The organism is Streptomyces sp. NPDC050759, from assembly GCF_044456945.1.
Taxonomy (GTDB): domain Bacteria; phylum Actinomycetota; class Actinomycetes; order Streptomycetales; family Streptomycetaceae; genus Streptomyces.
The window spans coordinates 36,736-52,110 of sequence record NZ_JBITGI010000010.1; the positions used below are offsets into that span (position 1 = coordinate 36,736).

17 protein-coding genes and 1 pseudogene are annotated in these 15,375 nt (G+C 69.5%); 7 read left to right on the forward strand and 11 right to left on the reverse strand.

The window, feature by feature from the left end; translation table 11 throughout:
- Nucleotides 1–19: 19 nt before the first annotated feature.
- Nucleotides 20–718, forward strand: coding sequence for an SDR family oxidoreductase (locus tag ACIBJB_RS27505; protein WP_398934106.1), 699 nt, complete (start codon nucleotides 20–22; stop codon nucleotides 716–718).
- Nucleotides 719–1,123: 405 nt separating this feature from the next.
- On the opposite strand, the gene ACIBJB_RS27510 is transcribed toward ACIBJB_RS27505, so the two are convergent.
- Nucleotides 1,124–1,996: an alpha/beta fold hydrolase gene (locus ACIBJB_RS27510; protein ID WP_398934108.1), complete on the reverse strand. Its 873-nt coding sequence runs from the start codon at nucleotides 1,994–1,996 to the stop codon at nucleotides 1,124–1,126.
- Nucleotides 1,997–2,076: 80 nt separating this feature from the next.
- Between ACIBJB_RS27510 and ACIBJB_RS27515 the strand changes: the two genes are divergently transcribed.
- Nucleotides 2,077–2,682, forward strand: a complete 606-nt coding sequence (locus tag ACIBJB_RS27515) for a CGNR zinc finger domain-containing protein (protein ID WP_398934110.1) — start codon at nucleotides 2,077–2,079, stop codon at nucleotides 2,680–2,682.
- Nucleotides 2,683–2,698: 16 nt separating this feature from the next.
- Here ACIBJB_RS27515 and ACIBJB_RS27520 read toward each other — a convergent pair whose 3' ends face one another.
- Nucleotides 2,699–3,172, reverse strand: a complete 474-nt coding sequence (locus ACIBJB_RS27520; RefSeq protein WP_398934646.1) for a winged helix-turn-helix transcriptional regulator — start codon at nucleotides 3,170–3,172, stop codon at nucleotides 2,699–2,701.
- Between the two features lie 110 nt (nucleotides 3,173–3,282).
- Here ACIBJB_RS27520 and ACIBJB_RS27525 point away from each other — a divergent pair.
- Nucleotides 3,283–3,396, forward strand: a pseudogene (locus ACIBJB_RS27525) (TetR/AcrR family transcriptional regulator); the annotation flags it as partial.
- A gap of 618 nt (nucleotides 3,397–4,014) precedes the next feature.
- A complete protein-coding gene (locus ACIBJB_RS27530; RefSeq protein WP_398934112.1) occupies nucleotides 4,015–4,212 on the forward strand; it encodes a hypothetical protein in 198 nt (65 codons plus the stop codon).
- A 216-nt stretch (nucleotides 4,213–4,428) separates the two neighbouring features.
- Here ACIBJB_RS27530 and ACIBJB_RS27535 read toward each other — a convergent pair whose 3' ends face one another.
- The 5 genes from ACIBJB_RS27535 to ACIBJB_RS27555 all read right to left on the reverse strand — a co-directional run bounded on the left by ACIBJB_RS27535 (nucleotide 4,429) and on the right by ACIBJB_RS27555 (nucleotide 7,599).
- Nucleotides 4,429–5,325, reverse strand: coding sequence for an aminoglycoside phosphotransferase family protein (locus tag ACIBJB_RS27535; RefSeq protein WP_398934114.1), 897 nt, complete (start codon nucleotides 5,323–5,325; stop codon nucleotides 4,429–4,431).
- Between the two features lie 83 nt (nucleotides 5,326–5,408).
- Nucleotides 5,409–5,903, reverse strand: coding sequence for a PaaI family thioesterase (locus ACIBJB_RS27540; protein ID WP_398934116.1), 495 nt, complete (start codon nucleotides 5,901–5,903; stop codon nucleotides 5,409–5,411).
- Between the two features lie 93 nt (nucleotides 5,904–5,996).
- Nucleotides 5,997–6,587 (reverse strand): TetR/AcrR family transcriptional regulator, encoded by a 591-nt coding sequence (locus ACIBJB_RS27545; RefSeq protein WP_398934118.1) that lies wholly within the window; start codon nucleotides 6,585–6,587, stop codon nucleotides 5,997–5,999.
- A 137-nt stretch (nucleotides 6,588–6,724) separates the two neighbouring features.
- Complete coding sequence (locus tag ACIBJB_RS27550; RefSeq protein ID WP_398934120.1) at nucleotides 6,725–7,102, reverse strand: TetR/AcrR family transcriptional regulator; 378 nt, start codon at nucleotides 7,100–7,102, stop codon at nucleotides 6,725–6,727.
- Complete coding sequence (locus ACIBJB_RS27555) at nucleotides 7,099–7,599, reverse strand: PaaI family thioesterase (protein WP_398934122.1); 501 nt, start codon at nucleotides 7,597–7,599, stop codon at nucleotides 7,099–7,101. The genes ACIBJB_RS27550 and ACIBJB_RS27555 overlap by 4 nt, the downstream gene beginning before the upstream one ends.
- Nucleotides 7,600–7,704: 105 nt before the next feature.
- Between ACIBJB_RS27555 and ACIBJB_RS27560 the strand changes: the two genes are divergently transcribed.
- On the forward strand, nucleotides 7,705–8,172 hold the full coding sequence (locus ACIBJB_RS27560) for a winged helix-turn-helix transcriptional regulator (RefSeq protein WP_398934124.1): 468 nt from the start codon (nucleotides 7,705–7,707) through the stop codon (nucleotides 8,170–8,172).
- A 414-nt stretch (nucleotides 8,173–8,586) separates the two neighbouring features.
- On the opposite strand, the gene ACIBJB_RS27565 is transcribed toward ACIBJB_RS27560, so the two are convergent.
- Both ACIBJB_RS27565 and ACIBJB_RS27570 read right to left on the reverse strand, forming a co-directional pair.
- Nucleotides 8,587–9,648, reverse strand: coding sequence for an alkene reductase (locus ACIBJB_RS27565; protein WP_398934126.1), 1,062 nt, complete (start codon nucleotides 9,646–9,648; stop codon nucleotides 8,587–8,589).
- Nucleotides 9,649–9,870: 222 nt separating this feature from the next.
- The gene (locus ACIBJB_RS27570; protein ID WP_398934128.1) at nucleotides 9,871–10,662 is read right to left on the reverse strand and encodes an SDR family NAD(P)-dependent oxidoreductase; all 792 of its coding nucleotides are present in this window, start codon (nucleotides 10,660–10,662) and stop codon (nucleotides 9,871–9,873) included.
- 308 nt (nucleotides 10,663–10,970) lie between these two features.
- Here ACIBJB_RS27570 and ACIBJB_RS27575 point away from each other — a divergent pair, with 308 nt between their 5' ends.
- The gene (locus tag ACIBJB_RS27575; protein ID WP_398934130.1) at nucleotides 10,971–11,537 is read left to right on the forward strand and encodes a TetR/AcrR family transcriptional regulator; all 567 of its coding nucleotides are present in this window, start codon (nucleotides 10,971–10,973) and stop codon (nucleotides 11,535–11,537) included.
- A gap of 393 nt (nucleotides 11,538–11,930) precedes the next feature.
- Complete coding sequence (locus ACIBJB_RS27580) at nucleotides 11,931–12,944, forward strand: NADP-dependent oxidoreductase (protein ID WP_398934132.1); 1,014 nt, start codon at nucleotides 11,931–11,933, stop codon at nucleotides 12,942–12,944.
- A gap of 106 nt (nucleotides 12,945–13,050) precedes the next feature.
- On the opposite strand, the gene ACIBJB_RS27585 is transcribed toward ACIBJB_RS27580, so the two are convergent.
- Together ACIBJB_RS27585 and ACIBJB_RS27590 are read right to left on the reverse strand one after the other, a co-directional pair.
- The gene (locus tag ACIBJB_RS27585; RefSeq protein ID WP_398934134.1) at nucleotides 13,051–14,061 is read right to left on the reverse strand and encodes an enoyl-CoA hydratase/isomerase family protein; all 1,011 of its coding nucleotides are present in this window, start codon (nucleotides 14,059–14,061) and stop codon (nucleotides 13,051–13,053) included.
- 72 nt (nucleotides 14,062–14,133) lie between these two features.
- Nucleotides 14,134–15,294 carry an iron-containing alcohol dehydrogenase gene (locus ACIBJB_RS27590; RefSeq protein ID WP_398934136.1) on the reverse strand — a complete coding sequence of 387 codons (1,161 nt, stop codon included), beginning with the start codon at nucleotides 15,292–15,294 and terminating at the stop codon, nucleotides 14,134–14,136.
- Nucleotides 15,295–15,375: the final 81 nt, after the last annotated feature.

Below are 15,375 nucleotides of genomic sequence, written 5' to 3' on the forward strand. Positions count from 1 at the left end.
ACTGCACCAGGGACACTCCATGGACCTCTCCACCCACACCGCCCTTGTCACCGGAGCCAACCGGGGATTCGGCCGCGCACTCGCCGCCGAACTGCTCAGCCGCGGCGCCACCGTCTACGCCGGCGCCCGCAACCCCGACCAGGTCGACCTGCCCGGCGCCAAGCCGATCGCGCTCGACATCACCGACCCCGCCTCGGTCGCGGCGGCCGCCGAGGCCACCGGCGATGTCACGGTCCTGGTCAACAACGCGGGTTCGTCCACCGGCGCCGACCTGCTGACCGCCGACCTCGACGCCGTCCGCCTGGAGATGGACACCCACTACCTCGGCACCCTCTCGATGGTCCGCGCCTTCGCGCCCCAGATAGCGGCGGGCGGCGGCGGGGCGATCCTGAACGTCTTGTCCGGCCTGTCCTGGGTCAGCTTCCCGGAGTTCGGCGCCTACTGTGCCGCCAAGTCCGCGGAGTGGTCGCTCACCAACGCCCTGCGCCTCCAGCTCGCCGACCAGCACATCCGCGTGGCCGGCCTGCACGTCGGCTACATGGACACCGACATGGTCCGCACCGTGGACGCGGCCAAGTCCGACCCGGCCGACATCGCGCGGATCGCCGTCGACGGCATCGCCGCCGGCGCCTACGAGATCCTCGCGGACGACATCTCCCGCCAGGCGCAGGCCGCACTGGCCGGAGGCGTCTCCGCGCTCTACCCGCAGCTCCCCTAAAAGGCAGCCGCCCAGCGATCCGTCCCAAACCGGCTCGATGCCGGTGCTCGCTGTCGCTGCCCCGTGCCGTCGCCCGCCGGCCTTCACGTCATCGAAGGGGTGGCCCCGCCGGGTTTCGGCGGGCCGCCCCTCAGCAGCCTGTCCTGCTCCCCAGGCTCGTTCCCCGCGCGGGGGCATCACACCGTGGCCGAGGCCGGACAGTGCGCCCCTCGGGTCGGCACTCGACCGGGCAGAGACACCGCCTCCCTCACCGTGGGACCGAGGGGTGGCTCAGCCGGTTCCGGCGGGACCGCCCCTCGGCCTGTCGTCCGCCCAGGCATGCCCGGTCATTCGGGCACCCGAGGCACCGGGCCACCGGGCCACCGGGCCACCGGGCCACCGGGGCACCGGGGCACCGGGGCATGCTCACCGGCTCGCCTCACCGGCCAGGAAAGGCCGCAGACGCACCAGCAGGGCCTCCGGCCGCTCCTCCGGGAGGAAGTGGCCGCACTCCGGGATCTCGGCACCGGTGACGTCGTCCGCGTAGTCACGCCAGATCTCCAGTGTCGGCAGGCGGGCAGGCAGCCCCGTAGAACCCCACAGCGCCAGCACCGGCATGGTCAGGCGGCGCCCTTCGGCGGCGTCGATGTCGTCGAGAGCGGTGTCCTCCTCCATGGCGCGGTAGTCGTCGAGGCTCGCGCGCAGGGCGCCCGGACGGGAGAACGCACGGACGTAGCCGTCGACCGCGTCCGCCGTGAGTCCGTGCCGGTTGTAGGTCCACCGCTCGAAGAAGTACTCGAGGTACCCGCGGATGTCGCGTCCCACGAGGCGCTCGGGCAGATCGGGCTGCAGGTGGAACAGCCAGTGCCAGTACCCGGAGGCGAGTGAGGCGTCCAGGCGGCGGAACATCTCCCGGGTGGGAACGATGTCGAGCACGGCCAGCCGCTCCACCTGGTCCGGGCGGTCCAGCGCCCAGCGGTGCCCCACGCGAGCGCCGCGGTCGTGGCCCACGACCATGGCCCGCTCGAAGCCGAGTGCCTCGACGAGGCCTGCCATGTCGGCTGCCATCCGCCGCTTGTCGTATCCCGTGGTGGGCTTGTCGCTCAGGCCGTATCCACGCAGGTCCGCTGCAACGACGGTGTAGTCGGCGGCGAGTTCATCCAGTACCGGCCGCCAGCAGTCGGAGGTCTGCGGCCAGCCGTGGAGCAGGACGAGCAGAGGTCCGGCCCCGGCCCGGACGTAGTGCAGGCGGACCCCGTCCACCTGCGTCACTCCGGTCGTGACTGTCGGCTGTCCCATGGGTGCGCCTTCCTGACTGAGCTGTGAACCAACACGAGCTAACCGTCTTAGGCGGTTAAGCTAGCGTGCAGAATGAAGGCGTGGCAACGGACGACATGTGGATCTGGGACGGCGGACGGGTTTGTCTGGACTTCGTCAACACCCTCCGAAGCCGGTGGAGAACCACTCCGGTGGAAACCCTCCGGGAACCGGACGACCTGACGGGCTGGCTCCGGGAAGCCCGTCTGCTCGCACCGGGGACCACCGAGCCCGCCACGGCGGCCGTTCTCATGTCCGCCCGGCGGCTGCGCGAGAGCATCGACCGGGCCGTACTGGCGGTCGCCGACGGCCGACTGCCCACGTCCGGCGACGTGACGCTGCTCAACCGGTCGGCAGCGGCGGCCCCCAGACCCGCCCTGCAACTCGTCATCACCGACGACCGCCTGGAACCCGCCGGCCCCATGGCCCTCGCCGCGGACCCCGCACGCGCCCTGGCGCTCATCGCCCAGGACGCCGTCGACCTGCTCCTGTCCGCCGAGATCCGGCGCATACGCGTCTGTGGAGCCGACCACTGCACTCTGCGTTTCCTGGACCGCTCCCCGGCCCGCAACCGCCGATGGTGCTCCATGTCCCGTTGCGGAAACCGCACCAAGGTCCGCCTCCATCAGGCGCGTTCACGACAGAGCGGCCCGGTGGCGGAAGACTGACCGAGGTGTCCTCAGCTCACTCGGGCGACCTCAGCCGAAAGGCCGGGCCGGGGACGCTCTCGATGTCCTTCGCCTGCACCGGATGGCCGTGTTCGCAGCGGATCTGGACGTCGACGTGCGCACCGCACTCGCGATGCCGTGCCAGGACCGCCGGCCCCTCCGGGTCGGCACGGTAGCGGTCGCCCCACTGCAGCAGCCCCATCACGGCCGGCACCAGGTCCATGCCCTTGGATGTGATCACATACTTCGGGCGGCTCCGCGAGCCCGGCTCCTTGTAGGTCTCGGTGGCCAGGATCCCCTCCTCCACCAGCATCCGAAGCCGTGCCGCGAGCAGGTTACGAGGACAGCCGAGGACCCGCTCGAACTCACTGAAGCGGGACGAGCCGTACCAGACCTCACGCAAAATCAAGATCGTCCACTTTTCCCCGACGACCTCAAGGGTCCGTGCGATCGAGCAGTTCGACGTGTCCCGGTCGAGCCGGGGATCCATGCCGGTGTCTTGGAGAACTTCGGTCCGCGCATCCATGAGAACGATTCTAGCCGTTTGAGTTTACTTTCAGAGACTCAGCCGCCCGGGCATGGGCACCACCTTGGAGCGCAGACGGCATCGACGGCCCGGGCATCTCCACACCGATGGCGGACGCCGGGCTCACCAATGGAGCGTTCTACGCCCGCTTCGCCTCCAAGAACGACCTCGTCGCCAACGTCGTCGCCCTCTTGCAGCCCGTCGACCAGCCGCTTAGAATGATGACCGTAATTCAATCTGTCGGAGCCTGGTGTCGATCACACGGGCATCCACGACGCGCGGTAAGGCCGCCCGACGGTTCCTACCAGCGAGGCCGGCGTCGGACATCGCACCCGGCGCGCCTTGCGCGCGCCCATCACCTGGATTACCGGCTCGCTGTCGCCGGCCATACCGCTCAGAGCATTTTCCGGCGCGGGGAAGCCCGGGACGAACAGCACCCTCGTCCACTTGCTCCACCTACATGAAAGGCCTGGCCATGAGCGCACCGCGAAATTCTCCGTCCCCTTCACGATCGTCGTACAAGAACGCGCCGACCCGCTCCGTGTCCGTCGACGGGGTGGCCTTCGCCTACCGCGAACTCGGCCCCGAGGACGGCGTGCCGCTGGTCCTCCTCATCCACCTGGCCGGAAACCTGGACAACTGGGACCCGGGCATCGTCGACGGACTCGCCACACGGCGTCGGGTGATCACCTTCGGGAACCGCGGGGTGGGCGGGTCGGCATCGGCCGGCCGACGATCACCACGCGGCCCGGCTCGTCCTCGAAGGGCGGGCCGAGAAACTCACGGCACACCAGGTGCGCTATGGCATGAGAGCCCTGCTGGGCGGAATCGCCGACCTCAAGGTCCTGGACGGGGTACTGGACATCAGCCGGCACACCGACCAGATACATCGCCTCGGGAAACGGCCGGTCCCCGACCCGGATCGCGGCAGCCTGGCCACCACCATCGCCATGGTGCGGCGAAACGGGCGCACCTCGTTCCGCGCCAAGCGAGGCGGGTCATGAGCGCAACCAGGCAGACGGACCCGACCAGTGATCACCGTGGCCGCGCGGGACGCGGACCGACGCGGGCCTCCCAGGGGTCGTAGCGCGACCGCAACGACCCGGTGGCCGTCCCTCAGCTGCGGGAACTGCTCCAAGTGCGCGCCCAGTGCGGCCTTCCCCCGCGCACTGAGGACCACCGCGCGACTCCCGCTCCGCCGACGCGGCGATGAGGTCCCCTCACTTGTCCGCCACGATGCGTTCCAAGGTTCGTCGACCCGTCCGGCTCATGACCGGGTTGCTTTTGACGTAGTACCAGACCAACCCCATCGCTTGAACGAAAGCCCACGCCTTGCCTCGGTCCCATTCAAGGTCGTCGCTGCCCAGGTGATCACGGAGCTCCTGCCGCGGCCCGGCCTCGAGCAGATGCCACGCACTCACAAGATCCAGCGAAGGGTCAGCCGGCCCGAAGCCGCCGACGTCGAGAATCCCCGCAAGCCGGCCGGCGGACACGAGCACGTTCCCAGGAATCAGATCGCAATGGGCCATGGCGTCCTCCGCCGCACCTCGCGGCAGATCACGCAGAGTTGCCCAGATACGGCGCAGTCGAGGGACATCGAGGAGTTGCTCACTGTGCCTGAAACAGGTCTCCATCCACGCGTCATGGGACCGCAGGTCGCCTCCTCGACCTGTGCCGGCGAACGTGCGGCCACGCGGGTCGATCGCGCGCAGTTCGCCGATGAGATCGGCCAAGTCACGGGCGAACGCAGACGACTCGCCCGGGTCCTCGTCGGCGGCCACGACGCCGGGCAGCCACGTCTGCACCGACCACGGAAGCGGGTAGCCTGCCCCGGGTTCACCCAGCGCCACTGGCTCGGGCGTGGGGAAACGCGTGCGACCTGCCAGCTCGCGAGCCGCTTCCGCTTCGGACTGCAGCCAGCGCCGCGTCGACTCGACGTCCGCGGACTCAAGAGGGAATCGGGCTGCCAACCGGTCGCCAATGCGGAAGACGGCGTTGACCGTGCCCTGCGCCGCGATGCGCCTGACCGGCAGGCTCCGCCACTCAGGAAACTGCTGCTCCACCACCATGCGCACTGTCTCAGGTGACACGGTCAGCTGGTTGGCGTGCATCTTCATGGGGGAAAGCATTCGCGTGCACGATCTTCAGCTGCAACCCATTTCTGTCGCTCTACGTCGCCGACTGCCTTGCCCGGAGCGGATCAGGGCGCGGGGAGCGGAAAGAGCATGCAGCTGCTGGTGGCGTGGGCGAGCAAGCGGTCCGCCTCGTCGACCAAATCGGCCTGGGCGAGAGCGGTTTGGCGTCCTCTGTTGACGACCGTACCGATGGCGCGGACCTTGCCGGTGTCCGCGGTGATCCGCCGGAGGAACTTCACGGTCAGATCAAGCGAGGTGTAAGCGGTGCCCTGCGGGAGGGTCGACTGGACCGCCCCGCCGGCCGCCGAGTCGAGCAGCGTGGCGTACACCCCTCCGTGCACACTGCCGAGGGAGTTGTAGTGCTCCTCGCCCGGTATCAGCGAGAAGACCACACGGCCCTCCTCCACCTCCTCGAGGGCGAAGTCCAGAGCGGCTACGAGAGGCGGTGGGGGCAGGCGCCCCTCGAGCAGGTCGCGCAGCACCTCCACACCCGAGACGCGTCCTGCGGTTGCTCCCACAATCGCGGGATCCTGCCACTCATACGTACGCGTCCGTCCCACGCCCCTGCCTCTCCACCTGGGTCCGAGAAATGAACCTAGCCCTGGCGTACCTGACTGTCAATGATGAAGCCAGGGTGCCCCGGGCGGAGTGCGTCAGCCAGGCTGCCCGGCGTCCAGCAGGGCGAGGGCGTTGTTCACCCCCTGATCGAGGAGCTCGTTGGCGAGTTGAGTGTCGGTCAGGGCGCGGGAAAGCTGCAGTGTCCCGGCCATCAGGCCGAGGAGGCTGAGCGCCTTCACACGTGCGGAGGACGGGTCCTCGGGTGCCATGCGTTCGGCGATGCCCTCGATGAGGATCAGCACACCGTCGGTGTACGCCTGCCGGGTCGTGTCGTTGCAGCGCCCGATCTCGTCGAGCAGGGCGGCGTTGGGGCAGCCGTCGCCCAGCCGTTCGCGATGCTGGGGCGACAGGTACCCCCGCACGATCTGCTCGAGTCCGGCACGGCCGGGCTCGGCCCGCGCGACGACGTTCTCGGCCTGCGCCTTCAACTGGTCGGCGATCGCCGTGGTGACGAGGTCGTCCTTGGAGGCGAAGTGGGCGTAGAAGGCACCGTTGGTCAGCCCCGCGTCCTTCATGAGGGTCGCGACCCCGGAACCGTCGATACCGTCCTGCTTGAACCGGCGGCCCGCCGTCTCGATGATCCGCCGCCTGGTCTCCGACTTGTGCTCTTTGCCGTACCGCACCACGCCACACGCTCCTTCGCCGGCCGGAAGGACCGGTTGCCCTTCACCGACTCCACCATTCTATGGTATTGCAAACGTAATCCAAAGAGTCAGCAGAGGCGACGCGAGCGAGCGTGTGGGCTTCTCCTTTGGTTGCGCTGTCAGGCGTCTACCAGTGCGAGGGCGTTGTGGATGCCCTGTTCGAGGAGATGGTCGGCGAGTTGCCGGTCGGTCAGGGCGCGGGAGAGTTGCAGGGTGCCGGCCATCATGACCGCGAGCAGGCCGAGGAGGCTGAGTGCCGTCAGGCGTGCCGAGGGCGGGTCGTGGGGGGGGCAGGAGCGGGCGACGAAGCCGTCGATGAGGGTCAGCGCGCCGTCGGTGTAGGCCTGCCGGGTGGTGTCCGTGGAGCGTGCGATCTCGTCGAGGAGGGCGGCGTTGGGGCAGCCGTCCTCGACGGTGTCGCGCTGCTCGGGGGAGAAGTATTTCTGTCGTCCCGGCTGTTCCTCGCCCGCGGACCGAGGGCCCTGCCTCGGCGTCACACCCGAGGGGCGGGTACCGGGAAGAGCAGGCAGCTGCTGGTGGCGTGGGCGAGGAGACGGTCCTTCGCGTCGACCAACTGGGCCTGCGCGAGGGCGGTTTGGCGGCCCTTGTTGACGACCGTGCCGATGGCGCGCACCGGGCCGGTGTCCACGGTGACCCGCCGCAGGAACTTCACCGTCAGGTCGAGCGAGGTGTACGCCATCCCATGCGGGAGAAGCGACTGGACGGCGCAGCCCGCCGCCGAGTCGAGCAGCGTGGCGAAGACGCCGCCGTGCATGCTGCCGATCGGGTTGTAGTGCTCCTCCCCCGGCGTCAGCGAGAAGACCGCTCTGCCGGGCTCCACCTCGTCCAGGGTGAAGTCGACGGTGTGACCGATCGGCGCCGCCGGAAGCCGGCCCCCCTGCACCTCGCGCAGGAAGTCGATGCCGGCCATGCGTCCGGCTGCCTCCGCCGAGATCGCGGGATCGTCCCATTGATACGTACGCGTTCGCCCCACGGTCCAGCGCCCTTCCCTCTGACTGTCAGCTGACTTTCCCAAGCGAAGCTAGACTTTTCCCCACCTGACTGTCAATGGAGAAGCCAGGTCGTCTACGATGGCGGGATGGAGTGGCTTGAGGCGAGCACCGAGAACTGCCCCGTCCAGCGCACGCTCGATGTGATCGGGGAGAAATGGACGCTGCTGATCCTGCGTGACGCCGTCAACGGCGTCCGCCGCTTCGACGACTTCCACCGCCACATCGGCCTCTCGGAAGCCGTGCTCAGCGACCGCCTTCGGAAGCTGACCTCGGCCGGCATCCTGAAGACCGTCCCCTACCGGGAGCCCGGCAGCCGCCCCCGCAACGAATACCGCCTGACCCGCAAGGGCTGGGACCTGTGGCCCGTTCTGATGGCGCTGACCCAGTGGGGCGAGGCATACGCCCTCGGTCCGGAGGGGCCTGTCCTGGACGTCCGTCACACCGACTGCGACGCCCCGGTCCGCGTCGTCGTCGAATGCTCCGCGGACCACTCCGCCCTCACCCCTCGTGACGTCACCGCCCGGCTGGGGAAGGGCGCCCGTCTCCGGACCTGAGCCATCGACCTCGCGGTCGCGGGCCGGACAGCGGTCAGACCGCGCGGGCCCAACATGATCCGGGCTGGGCGGCCGAAGCGTTCGGCCGCCCAGCCGCGAAGCGGCCGACCTGCTCGGGTGCGGCACGTCGGGGCAGGACAGCGCGACCTTGTCCCCCGGCGACCGGTTCGCACCGGATTCCCGCAACGCCACCCGCGTGCACCTGCCGATAGGTGACGCCTTCCGGCTCCCGGGCCCTGAGATGGACGCCCTACGACACGATGCGCATCGCATCCAACTGGGACTCGGGAATCGCCAGCCCGGCCATGAAGTCGCGAACTCGATCGCTTCCGGGCTCAGTTCACCAGCAGTCTGCTCAGACACGTGGGGCCGTTGAGCCATACCGGCCCGCCAGGACCGGTATGGCGGGGTTGGTCAGGCGGTGTGGGTGGGGTAGTCGGTGTAGCCGGCCTCGCCGCCGCCGTAGAAGGTGGCGGGGTCGGGGGTGTTGAGCGGCGCGCCGGTGCGTACGCGCTCGACCAGGTCGGGGTTGGCGAGGGCCATCACACCGACGGTGACGATGTCGGCGAGGCCGTCTTCGATGTCCTTGGCGCGGGTGGCGATGTCGGTGCCGGCCCGGTTGAGGACAAGGGTGTGCGGCCACAGCTTGCGGAGGGTGTGCAGGAGTTCGTCGTCGCCGCCGTGGCCGATGTGCAGGTAGGCGAGGTCGAGCGGGGCGAGGGCGCGCACGAGTGCCGGGTACAGCTCGTGGGTGTCGCTCTCCGCGATGTCGTTGAACGGGTTGCCCGGAGAGATCCGGAAGCCGGTGCGGCCGGCGCCGATCTCCTCGGCCACGGCGGTGGCGACCTCGACGGCGAAGCGGATGCGGTTGTCGATGGAGCCGCCGTACCGGTCGGTGCGCTGGTTGGTGTTGTCGGCGAGGAACTGGTGCACGAGGTAGCCGTTGGCGCCGTGGATCTCCACGCCGTCGGCGCCTGCCGCGACGGCGGCCGCGGCGGCACGGCGGAAGTCGTCGACCGTCGCGGCGACCTCCTCGGTGGACAGCTCGCGCGGTACCGGCATCTCCTGGAGCCCGGACGCGGTGAACATGGTGCCCGCCGGCTGGACCGGGGAGGGGGCGACCGGCTGCCGGTGGTGGAGGGTGTTGTCGGGGTGGGACATACGTCCGGCGTGCATGAGCTGGATGACGATGCGTCCCTCGACGCCGTGCACGGCGTCGGTGACCTTGCGCCACCCGGCGATGTGCTCCTGGGAGTAGATGCCCGGGGTGAGCGGGTAGCCCTGGCCGTCGGCGTTGGGCTGGGTCCCCTCGGTGATGATGAGTGCGTGCGAGGCGCGCTGGGCGTAGTACTCGGCGTTCAGCTCGGTCGGTACGCCTTCCGGGGTGGACCGGTCCCGCGTCATGGGTGCCATCGCCAGTCGGTGCGGCAGGGAGAACTCCCCGGCGACGATCGGGTTCCACAGGGCGTTCAACATGGATGTTTCCTCAGATGGGGGTGGGAGAGCTGCGGGGTGGCGGGCCGCCTGCCTCGCGGGAATCGGTGCGTGTGCGGTGACCGGCTGGATCGCGTGGAGGAGCAGTCGACGCTGCGAGCGGGTGTGCCGCACACCTGACCGCCGCCATGGCGCATCGGTCGTACGCAGGAGCGGCCGTGCCGTAGTCACAAAGGGACTCCCGCAGGGGAGTGGGAGCGGAGGTCAGCCGCGGTAGCGAGCGGCCGGGACCTTCCGGGACAGGTTCGGGACGAGTGCCTGACGTGCCTTCTCGAACGACTCCCAGTCGCTGATCTCCGGCAGGGACGGGATCGTGACGGGCTCCCCGGCGTCGAGGCCGGCGAGCGCCGCGTCCACGGCGTCCTCCACGCTCATGATCCACTCGTCGGGGAAGGTATCGAGGTCGACGCCGGAGCCGTCCCACAGCTCCGTGCGGACAGCACCCGGCAGCACGGCCTGCACGGTGACGGGGCTCTCGGCGAGTTCCTGCTGCAGGGCCTGGGTGAACGTCAGCACGTAGCTCTTGGTGCCGCTGTAGACGGCGCTGACGGGCAGGATGTTGAGAGCCATGGCAGAGGAGATGTTCACGACCGTGCCGTGCCCGCGTGCCGTCAGCCCCGGCAGGACCGCGATGGTCAGCCTGGTCAGCGCTGTCACATTGAGGTTGATCAGCGCCTCGTAGGCCGCCGCGTCGGAGGCAGTCAGCGGCGTGAGCAGCGCACCGCCGGCATTGTTGATCAGTACCTCGATGCTCTCGTCGCTCCGCAGACGCTCCTCGACCACGGAGATCTGCGCCGCGTCGGTGAGGTCGGCGGTGACGACGTCCACCGCGCGGCCCGTGCGGCTGCGGATGTCCGACGCCAGCGTCTCCAGCCGCGCGGTGTTCCGGGCCACCAGGATCAGGTCGTAGCCCCGGTCGGCAAGCCGCTGCGCGTAGGCGGTGCCCAGGCCGGCGGATGCGCCGGTGACGACAGCGGTCTTGTTCTGCGTGGTCATGGGATGGATCTCATTTCTGGGCCGGGGGATGAGTGGGGACCGAGGCGTCGGCCCCGACCCACTTTAGATTACGATAGGTATCTAACCAGATCCCGTCAACGGCCCCGATGTCGTCGGTCACCGCCGACGGCCGGAGAGGGCGCGACACGCATACGGGGCTCCAAGGCGGCCGCCGACCAGGTCCGGATGGAGACTCGTCGGGCGCATGAACGGGAGTCGCGTCAGAGGAAGGGCTCGACGTCGCGGCCGACGGCCCGACGCTGCGCATACGATAGATGCACTTTAGTATCTAACGTGGCAGGTGAGTGATGAGTCGCGTCTCGCAGGCACAAGCGCTCGAGAACCGTCGGCGCGCGGTCGCCGCGGCCTCCCAGCTCTTCCGGGAGCGCGGCGTGAACGGCATCAGCGTCGCCGATCTGATGAAGTCCATCGGGCTGACCACGGGCGGCTTCTACAAGCAGTTCCCCTCCAAGGAGGCCCTGATCGCCGAGGCGGCCCAATCCGCGTTCGGGGACCTCGACGTGCTCCTGGAGTCGTTCGACACGGCCCAGGGCGACCACGGCACCGCGCGCGGCGCCCTCATCGACTACTACCTGTCCCCCGAGCACCGCGACCAGCCCGGCACCGGTTGCCCCACCGCGGGATTCGCAGGGGACACGGCCCGCGAGCCCACAGCCGGGGAGGTGCGCGAAACGTACGCGGCCGGCGTCGAGAAATTCGCCGCGTGGATGTCCACCGAAGCCGACGACGGCCTTGCCGCGGTGGCCACCCTGGTCGGCGCGATCCTGCTCGCCCGTGCCACGGCAGGCACGGAACTGTCGGAGAAGATCCTGGAATCCACCCACGAAGCCCTGACCGCACCACCCGGCGCTTGACCCGGAACCCGGACGCGGGCCATGCGTCCGGGGCCAACACCCCCTGATCAAGCGGTCGTCGGGCCGCGGAAGCCCGACCGTGCACATGCTGCGGATCCGGATGTCCATGTGCGCACCGCACTCGCGGTGCCGAGGCAGGGCCGCCGGCCCCCTCCAGGTCGGCACGGCAACAGTCGCTCCAACGCAGCAGCCCCATCACAGCCGGCACCAACTCCATGCCCTTGGGCGCATCCATGGCGGTGATCCCAGCCTCACCTGAGTTTACTTTTCCATACTCAGGAAGTAGCGTCGCGGTCGGCACACCAACCCGACCGCACGCGAACGGGCGCGCAGGGCGACTTGCGCGAAGAATCACATCGAAACCTGGAAAACCCCCACAGAGAGGCGGCCGGCATGAAGGCATTCGTCGTCGAGAAGTACGGCAAGGACGGCGTACGCGTCGCAGACGTGCCCGAGCCCACGGTCGGGGACCGCGACGTCCTGGTCCGAGTGAGCGCCGCCAGCATCAATCCGCTGGACAAAATGGTCCGCAACGGGGAGTTCAAGCAGCTCCTGAAGTACAAGCCCCCGTTCGTGCTCGGCCACGACGTGGCCGGCGTCGTGACGCGGGTCGGCTCCGCCGTACGCGGCCTCGAAGTCGGCGACGAGGTCTACGCCCGCCCGCGCGACCTGCGGATCGGCGGCTTCGCGGAGTTCATCGCGATCGACATGGACGATGTCGCCCCCAAGCCGGCCTCCCTCACCCTCCAGGAGGCGGCCGCCGTGCCGCTGGTGGCCCTGGCCGCCTGGCAGATCCTCGTCGACCGGGCCCACGTGCAGTCGGGGCAGAAGGTGCTCATCCACGCAGGTGCCGGTGGCCTCGGCTCGACGGCCATCCAGCTCGCCAAGCACCTCGGCGCCACGGTCGCCACCACCACGAGCACCGCCACGGAGAAGCTGGTCAGCAGCCTCGGCGCCGACATCGTCGTCGACTACACCAAGGAAGACTTCTCGAAGATGCTGTCCGGCTACGACCTGGTGCTGGACTCCGTAGGGGGAGCGAACCTCGAGAAGTCGCTGACCGTGCTCAAGCCCGGCGGTCTGGCCATCAGTGTCGTCGGCCCGCCGGACCCCGGCTTCGCCAAGCAGCTGGGCGCCCCCTCCTTCATGGGCCTGGTGATGAGCATGCTCAGCCGCAAGGTCCGCAAGCAGGCGAAGGCGCTGGGCGTGCGCTACCAGTTCTTCTTCATGCAGGCCAACGGCTCCCAGCTGCGCGAGCTCGGCGCCCTCTACGACAGCGGGAAGCTCCAGCCGGTCATCGACAGCACCTTCCCGTTCGACCAGACGCTCGAGGCGATGGCGTACGTCGAGCAGGGCCGCACCAAGGCGGGCAAGGTCGTGGTCTCGATGGTGCCCGACAACGACTGAGACCGTGCCGGCCCCAGACCCTGTGTCCGGCATGGTCCCCGCAACCCGCCCCTCCTGCCCGGCCGGCCCCGGGCGCGAGGCCATGCCCTCCTCATCGTGGGCATGATCAGGATGGCGATGTCCGTCCGCCGAGCGCCACACGCTGCCAGTCGGGGGCACGGTCCTTGTCGACCAGGGCCGCACGGACCCCCTCCAGGAAGTCCGGCGTGCGGATGGTCGTACGCGCGAGGGCGAGTTCAGCGGCGAGGCACTCGCGCAACGTGCGTTGCCTGCCCCGGGACAGCAGGGCGTGAGTGATCTCCAGGCTCTGCGGCGAGGCGGACTCCAAGGCGACCAGTGTGTCTGTCGCCCAGGGGCTGTCGAGGTGACGCAGGCGTTTCTCGATCTCGCCCAGGGTCGCCGCGCCGAACGCCCAGTCCACCTCCCCGCGTACCTCCGCCAGCCTGCTCTCCGCCACCGGGGAACGGCTGCCGAGACGGTTCAGGACCACGTCCACCGGGTCGCCGGGGTTGTCGGCCAGCGCGTCGCCGACCGCCTCGAGCCCGTCCGCGGGGACGAAGTGCGTGGCCAGACCTGTGTACAGGGTGTCGGCCGCGTCGAGCCGGTGCCCCGTCAGTCCCAGGTACATGCCGATCGCGCCGGGCAGCCGCGGCAGAAAGTAGCTGGCCCCGACGTCCGGGAAGAACCCGATCCCGGTCTCGGGCATCGCCAGCACCGCGCGCTCGGTGACGACACGGAAGCCGCCGTGGACGGACAGACCGAGGCCGCCGCCCATGCAGACTCCATCGATGAGCGACACGACCGGCACGGGATATTCGGCGATCCGGGCGTTGAGCCGGTACTCGGAGGCGAAGAACCGCTCACTTGCCTCGGCGTCACCGGCGAGGCTGTGCTCGCGAATGGTGCGGATGTCTCCGCCGGCGCAGAACGCCTTCGTGCTGGTGCTCGCGAGCACCACGGCGGACAGCGGGGTGTCCGCCCACTCGGCGAGCGCGCGGTCGATGGCGGCGACCATGTCCGTGGTCAGGGCGTTGAGCGCCTTGGGCCGGTTCAGCAGGATGCGGCCGACGCCCCGGTGGACGTCGGCGAGAATCTCCGCGGCAGCGGTGTCGGTCATGGTCAGCACCTCGTGGTCCGCGCGGACCTGGCTGTCGTGGCCATCATGTTCCTCTTCCTCGTTCGCCGGGTGTCAGGCGTAGATCTGCGCGTAGAGATCCTGGATCTCGTCCACGGTGGGTACGACGGGGTTGTTGGCGGGCGACCCGGACGCGAGCGCCTGCTCGGCCATGAGGGGCGACAGGCGGAACCACTCGTCCTTGTCGATGCCGTGGGCTCGAGGGGTGGGCACGTCGAGATCCTGACACAGTGATCGCAGTGCCTCTACGAGCTTGTCGGCGGCCAAGGCGTCACTGTCGCCGTCGGCGGCGGCTCCGAGGGCGCGGGCGCAGTCGGCGTACCGGTTCTCGGCGGCCGGCGCGGAGAACGCGGTCACCGCGGGGAAGAGCATCGCGTTCGACAGGCCGTGGGCGACGTGGAAGTGCGCGCCGATCGGGCGGCTCATGCCGTGCACGAGCGCCACGCTGGAGTTGGAGAAGGCGATGCCGGCCTGGGTCGCGGCGAGCATCATCGCCTCGCGAGCCTCGAGGTCCCGCCCGTCCGCGTAGACGCGGCGGAGGTGGCGGCCGATGGTCCGGATCGCGTTCAGGGCGAGGCCGTCGGAGAACGGATTGGCCTTGCGGCTCACATACGCCTCGACGGCATGGGTGAGTGCGTCGACGCCGGTGTCGGCGGTCAGCCGGGCCGGCATCGACAGAGTCAGTTCGAAGTCGACGACGGCGGCGACCGACAGGAACGCGGGGCCCGGACAGAGCATCTTCTCGTCTGTGGCACTGTCGGTGATGATGGTGAACTGAGTGGCCTCCGAGCCACTGCCCGCGGTCGTCGGGACCGCGATCACCGGCAGCGCCGGACCGAGGTTGGTGTGCGGGGCCCGGTAGTCGCGCATCTGCCCTCCCTGGACGCCCAGCAGACCGAGTGCCTTGGCGGTGTCCATCGGGCTGCCGCCACCAAATCCGATCACCGAGTCCGCCCCGTGCTCCCGCAGCACCGTCAGGCCCGCGTCGAGCGAGTCGGTCGTCGGATCCGGGACGGTGCCGGCGAACAGGCGCGGCCGCAGTCCGGCATCCCTGAGCGTCGCCATCAGTCGTTCCGCCGCACCGGTGCCGACGAGGAACGCGTCCGTCACCAGCAGTGGGCGGCGCAGGCCCAGCTCTGCGACGACGTCACCCAGCTCCCCTACGGCACCGCCGCCGACGCGCAGGATCCTCGGCAGGGAAAGGCTGGCGATCATGGCGGCCCTTTCGGCAGGAACGGCGGGGCAGGTGACGCCCACTGCCCTGACTGTGTGGCCCCGCCCCGAGTGCGAACAACG

What these genes read in the sequence shown, in the direction of transcription:
- ACIBJB_RS27505 (WP_398934106.1), top strand. Translation starts at nt 20, where the DNA reads ATGGACCTCTCCACCCACACCGCCCTTGTCACCGGAGCCAACCGGGGA.
- ACIBJB_RS27510 (WP_398934108.1), bottom strand. Translation starts at nt 1,996, where the DNA reads ATGGGACAGCCGACAGTCACGACCGGAGTGACGCAGGTGGACGGGGTC.
- ACIBJB_RS27520 (WP_398934646.1), bottom strand. Translation starts at nt 3,172, where the DNA reads ATGGATCCCCGGCTCGACCGGGACACGTCGAACTGCTCGATCGCACGG.
- ACIBJB_RS27530 (WP_398934112.1), top strand. Translation starts at nt 4,015, where the DNA reads ATGAGAGCCCTGCTGGGCGGAATCGCCGACCTCAAGGTCCTGGACGGG.
- ACIBJB_RS27535 (WP_398934114.1), bottom strand. Translation starts at nt 5,325, where the DNA reads ATGAAGATGCACGCCAACCAGCTGACCGTGTCACCTGAGACAGTGCGC.
- ACIBJB_RS27560 (WP_398934124.1), top strand. Translation starts at nt 7,705, where the DNA reads ATGGAGTGGCTTGAGGCGAGCACCGAGAACTGCCCCGTCCAGCGCACG.
- ACIBJB_RS27565 (WP_398934126.1), bottom strand. Translation starts at nt 9,648, where the DNA reads ATGTTGAACGCCCTGTGGAACCCGATCGTCGCCGGGGAGTTCTCCCTG.
- ACIBJB_RS27570 (WP_398934128.1), bottom strand. Translation starts at nt 10,662, where the DNA reads ATGACCACGCAGAACAAGACCGCTGTCGTCACCGGCGCATCCGCCGGC.
- ACIBJB_RS27575 (WP_398934130.1), top strand. Translation starts at nt 10,971, where the DNA reads ATGAGTCGCGTCTCGCAGGCACAAGCGCTCGAGAACCGTCGGCGCGCG.
- ACIBJB_RS27580 (WP_398934132.1), top strand. Translation starts at nt 11,931, where the DNA reads ATGAAGGCATTCGTCGTCGAGAAGTACGGCAAGGACGGCGTACGCGTC.
- ACIBJB_RS27585 (WP_398934134.1), bottom strand. Translation starts at nt 14,061, where the DNA reads ATGACCGACACCGCTGCCGCGGAGATTCTCGCCGACGTCCACCGGGGC.
- ACIBJB_RS27590 (WP_398934136.1), bottom strand. Translation starts at nt 15,294, where the DNA reads ATGATCGCCAGCCTTTCCCTGCCGAGGATCCTGCGCGTCGGCGGCGGT.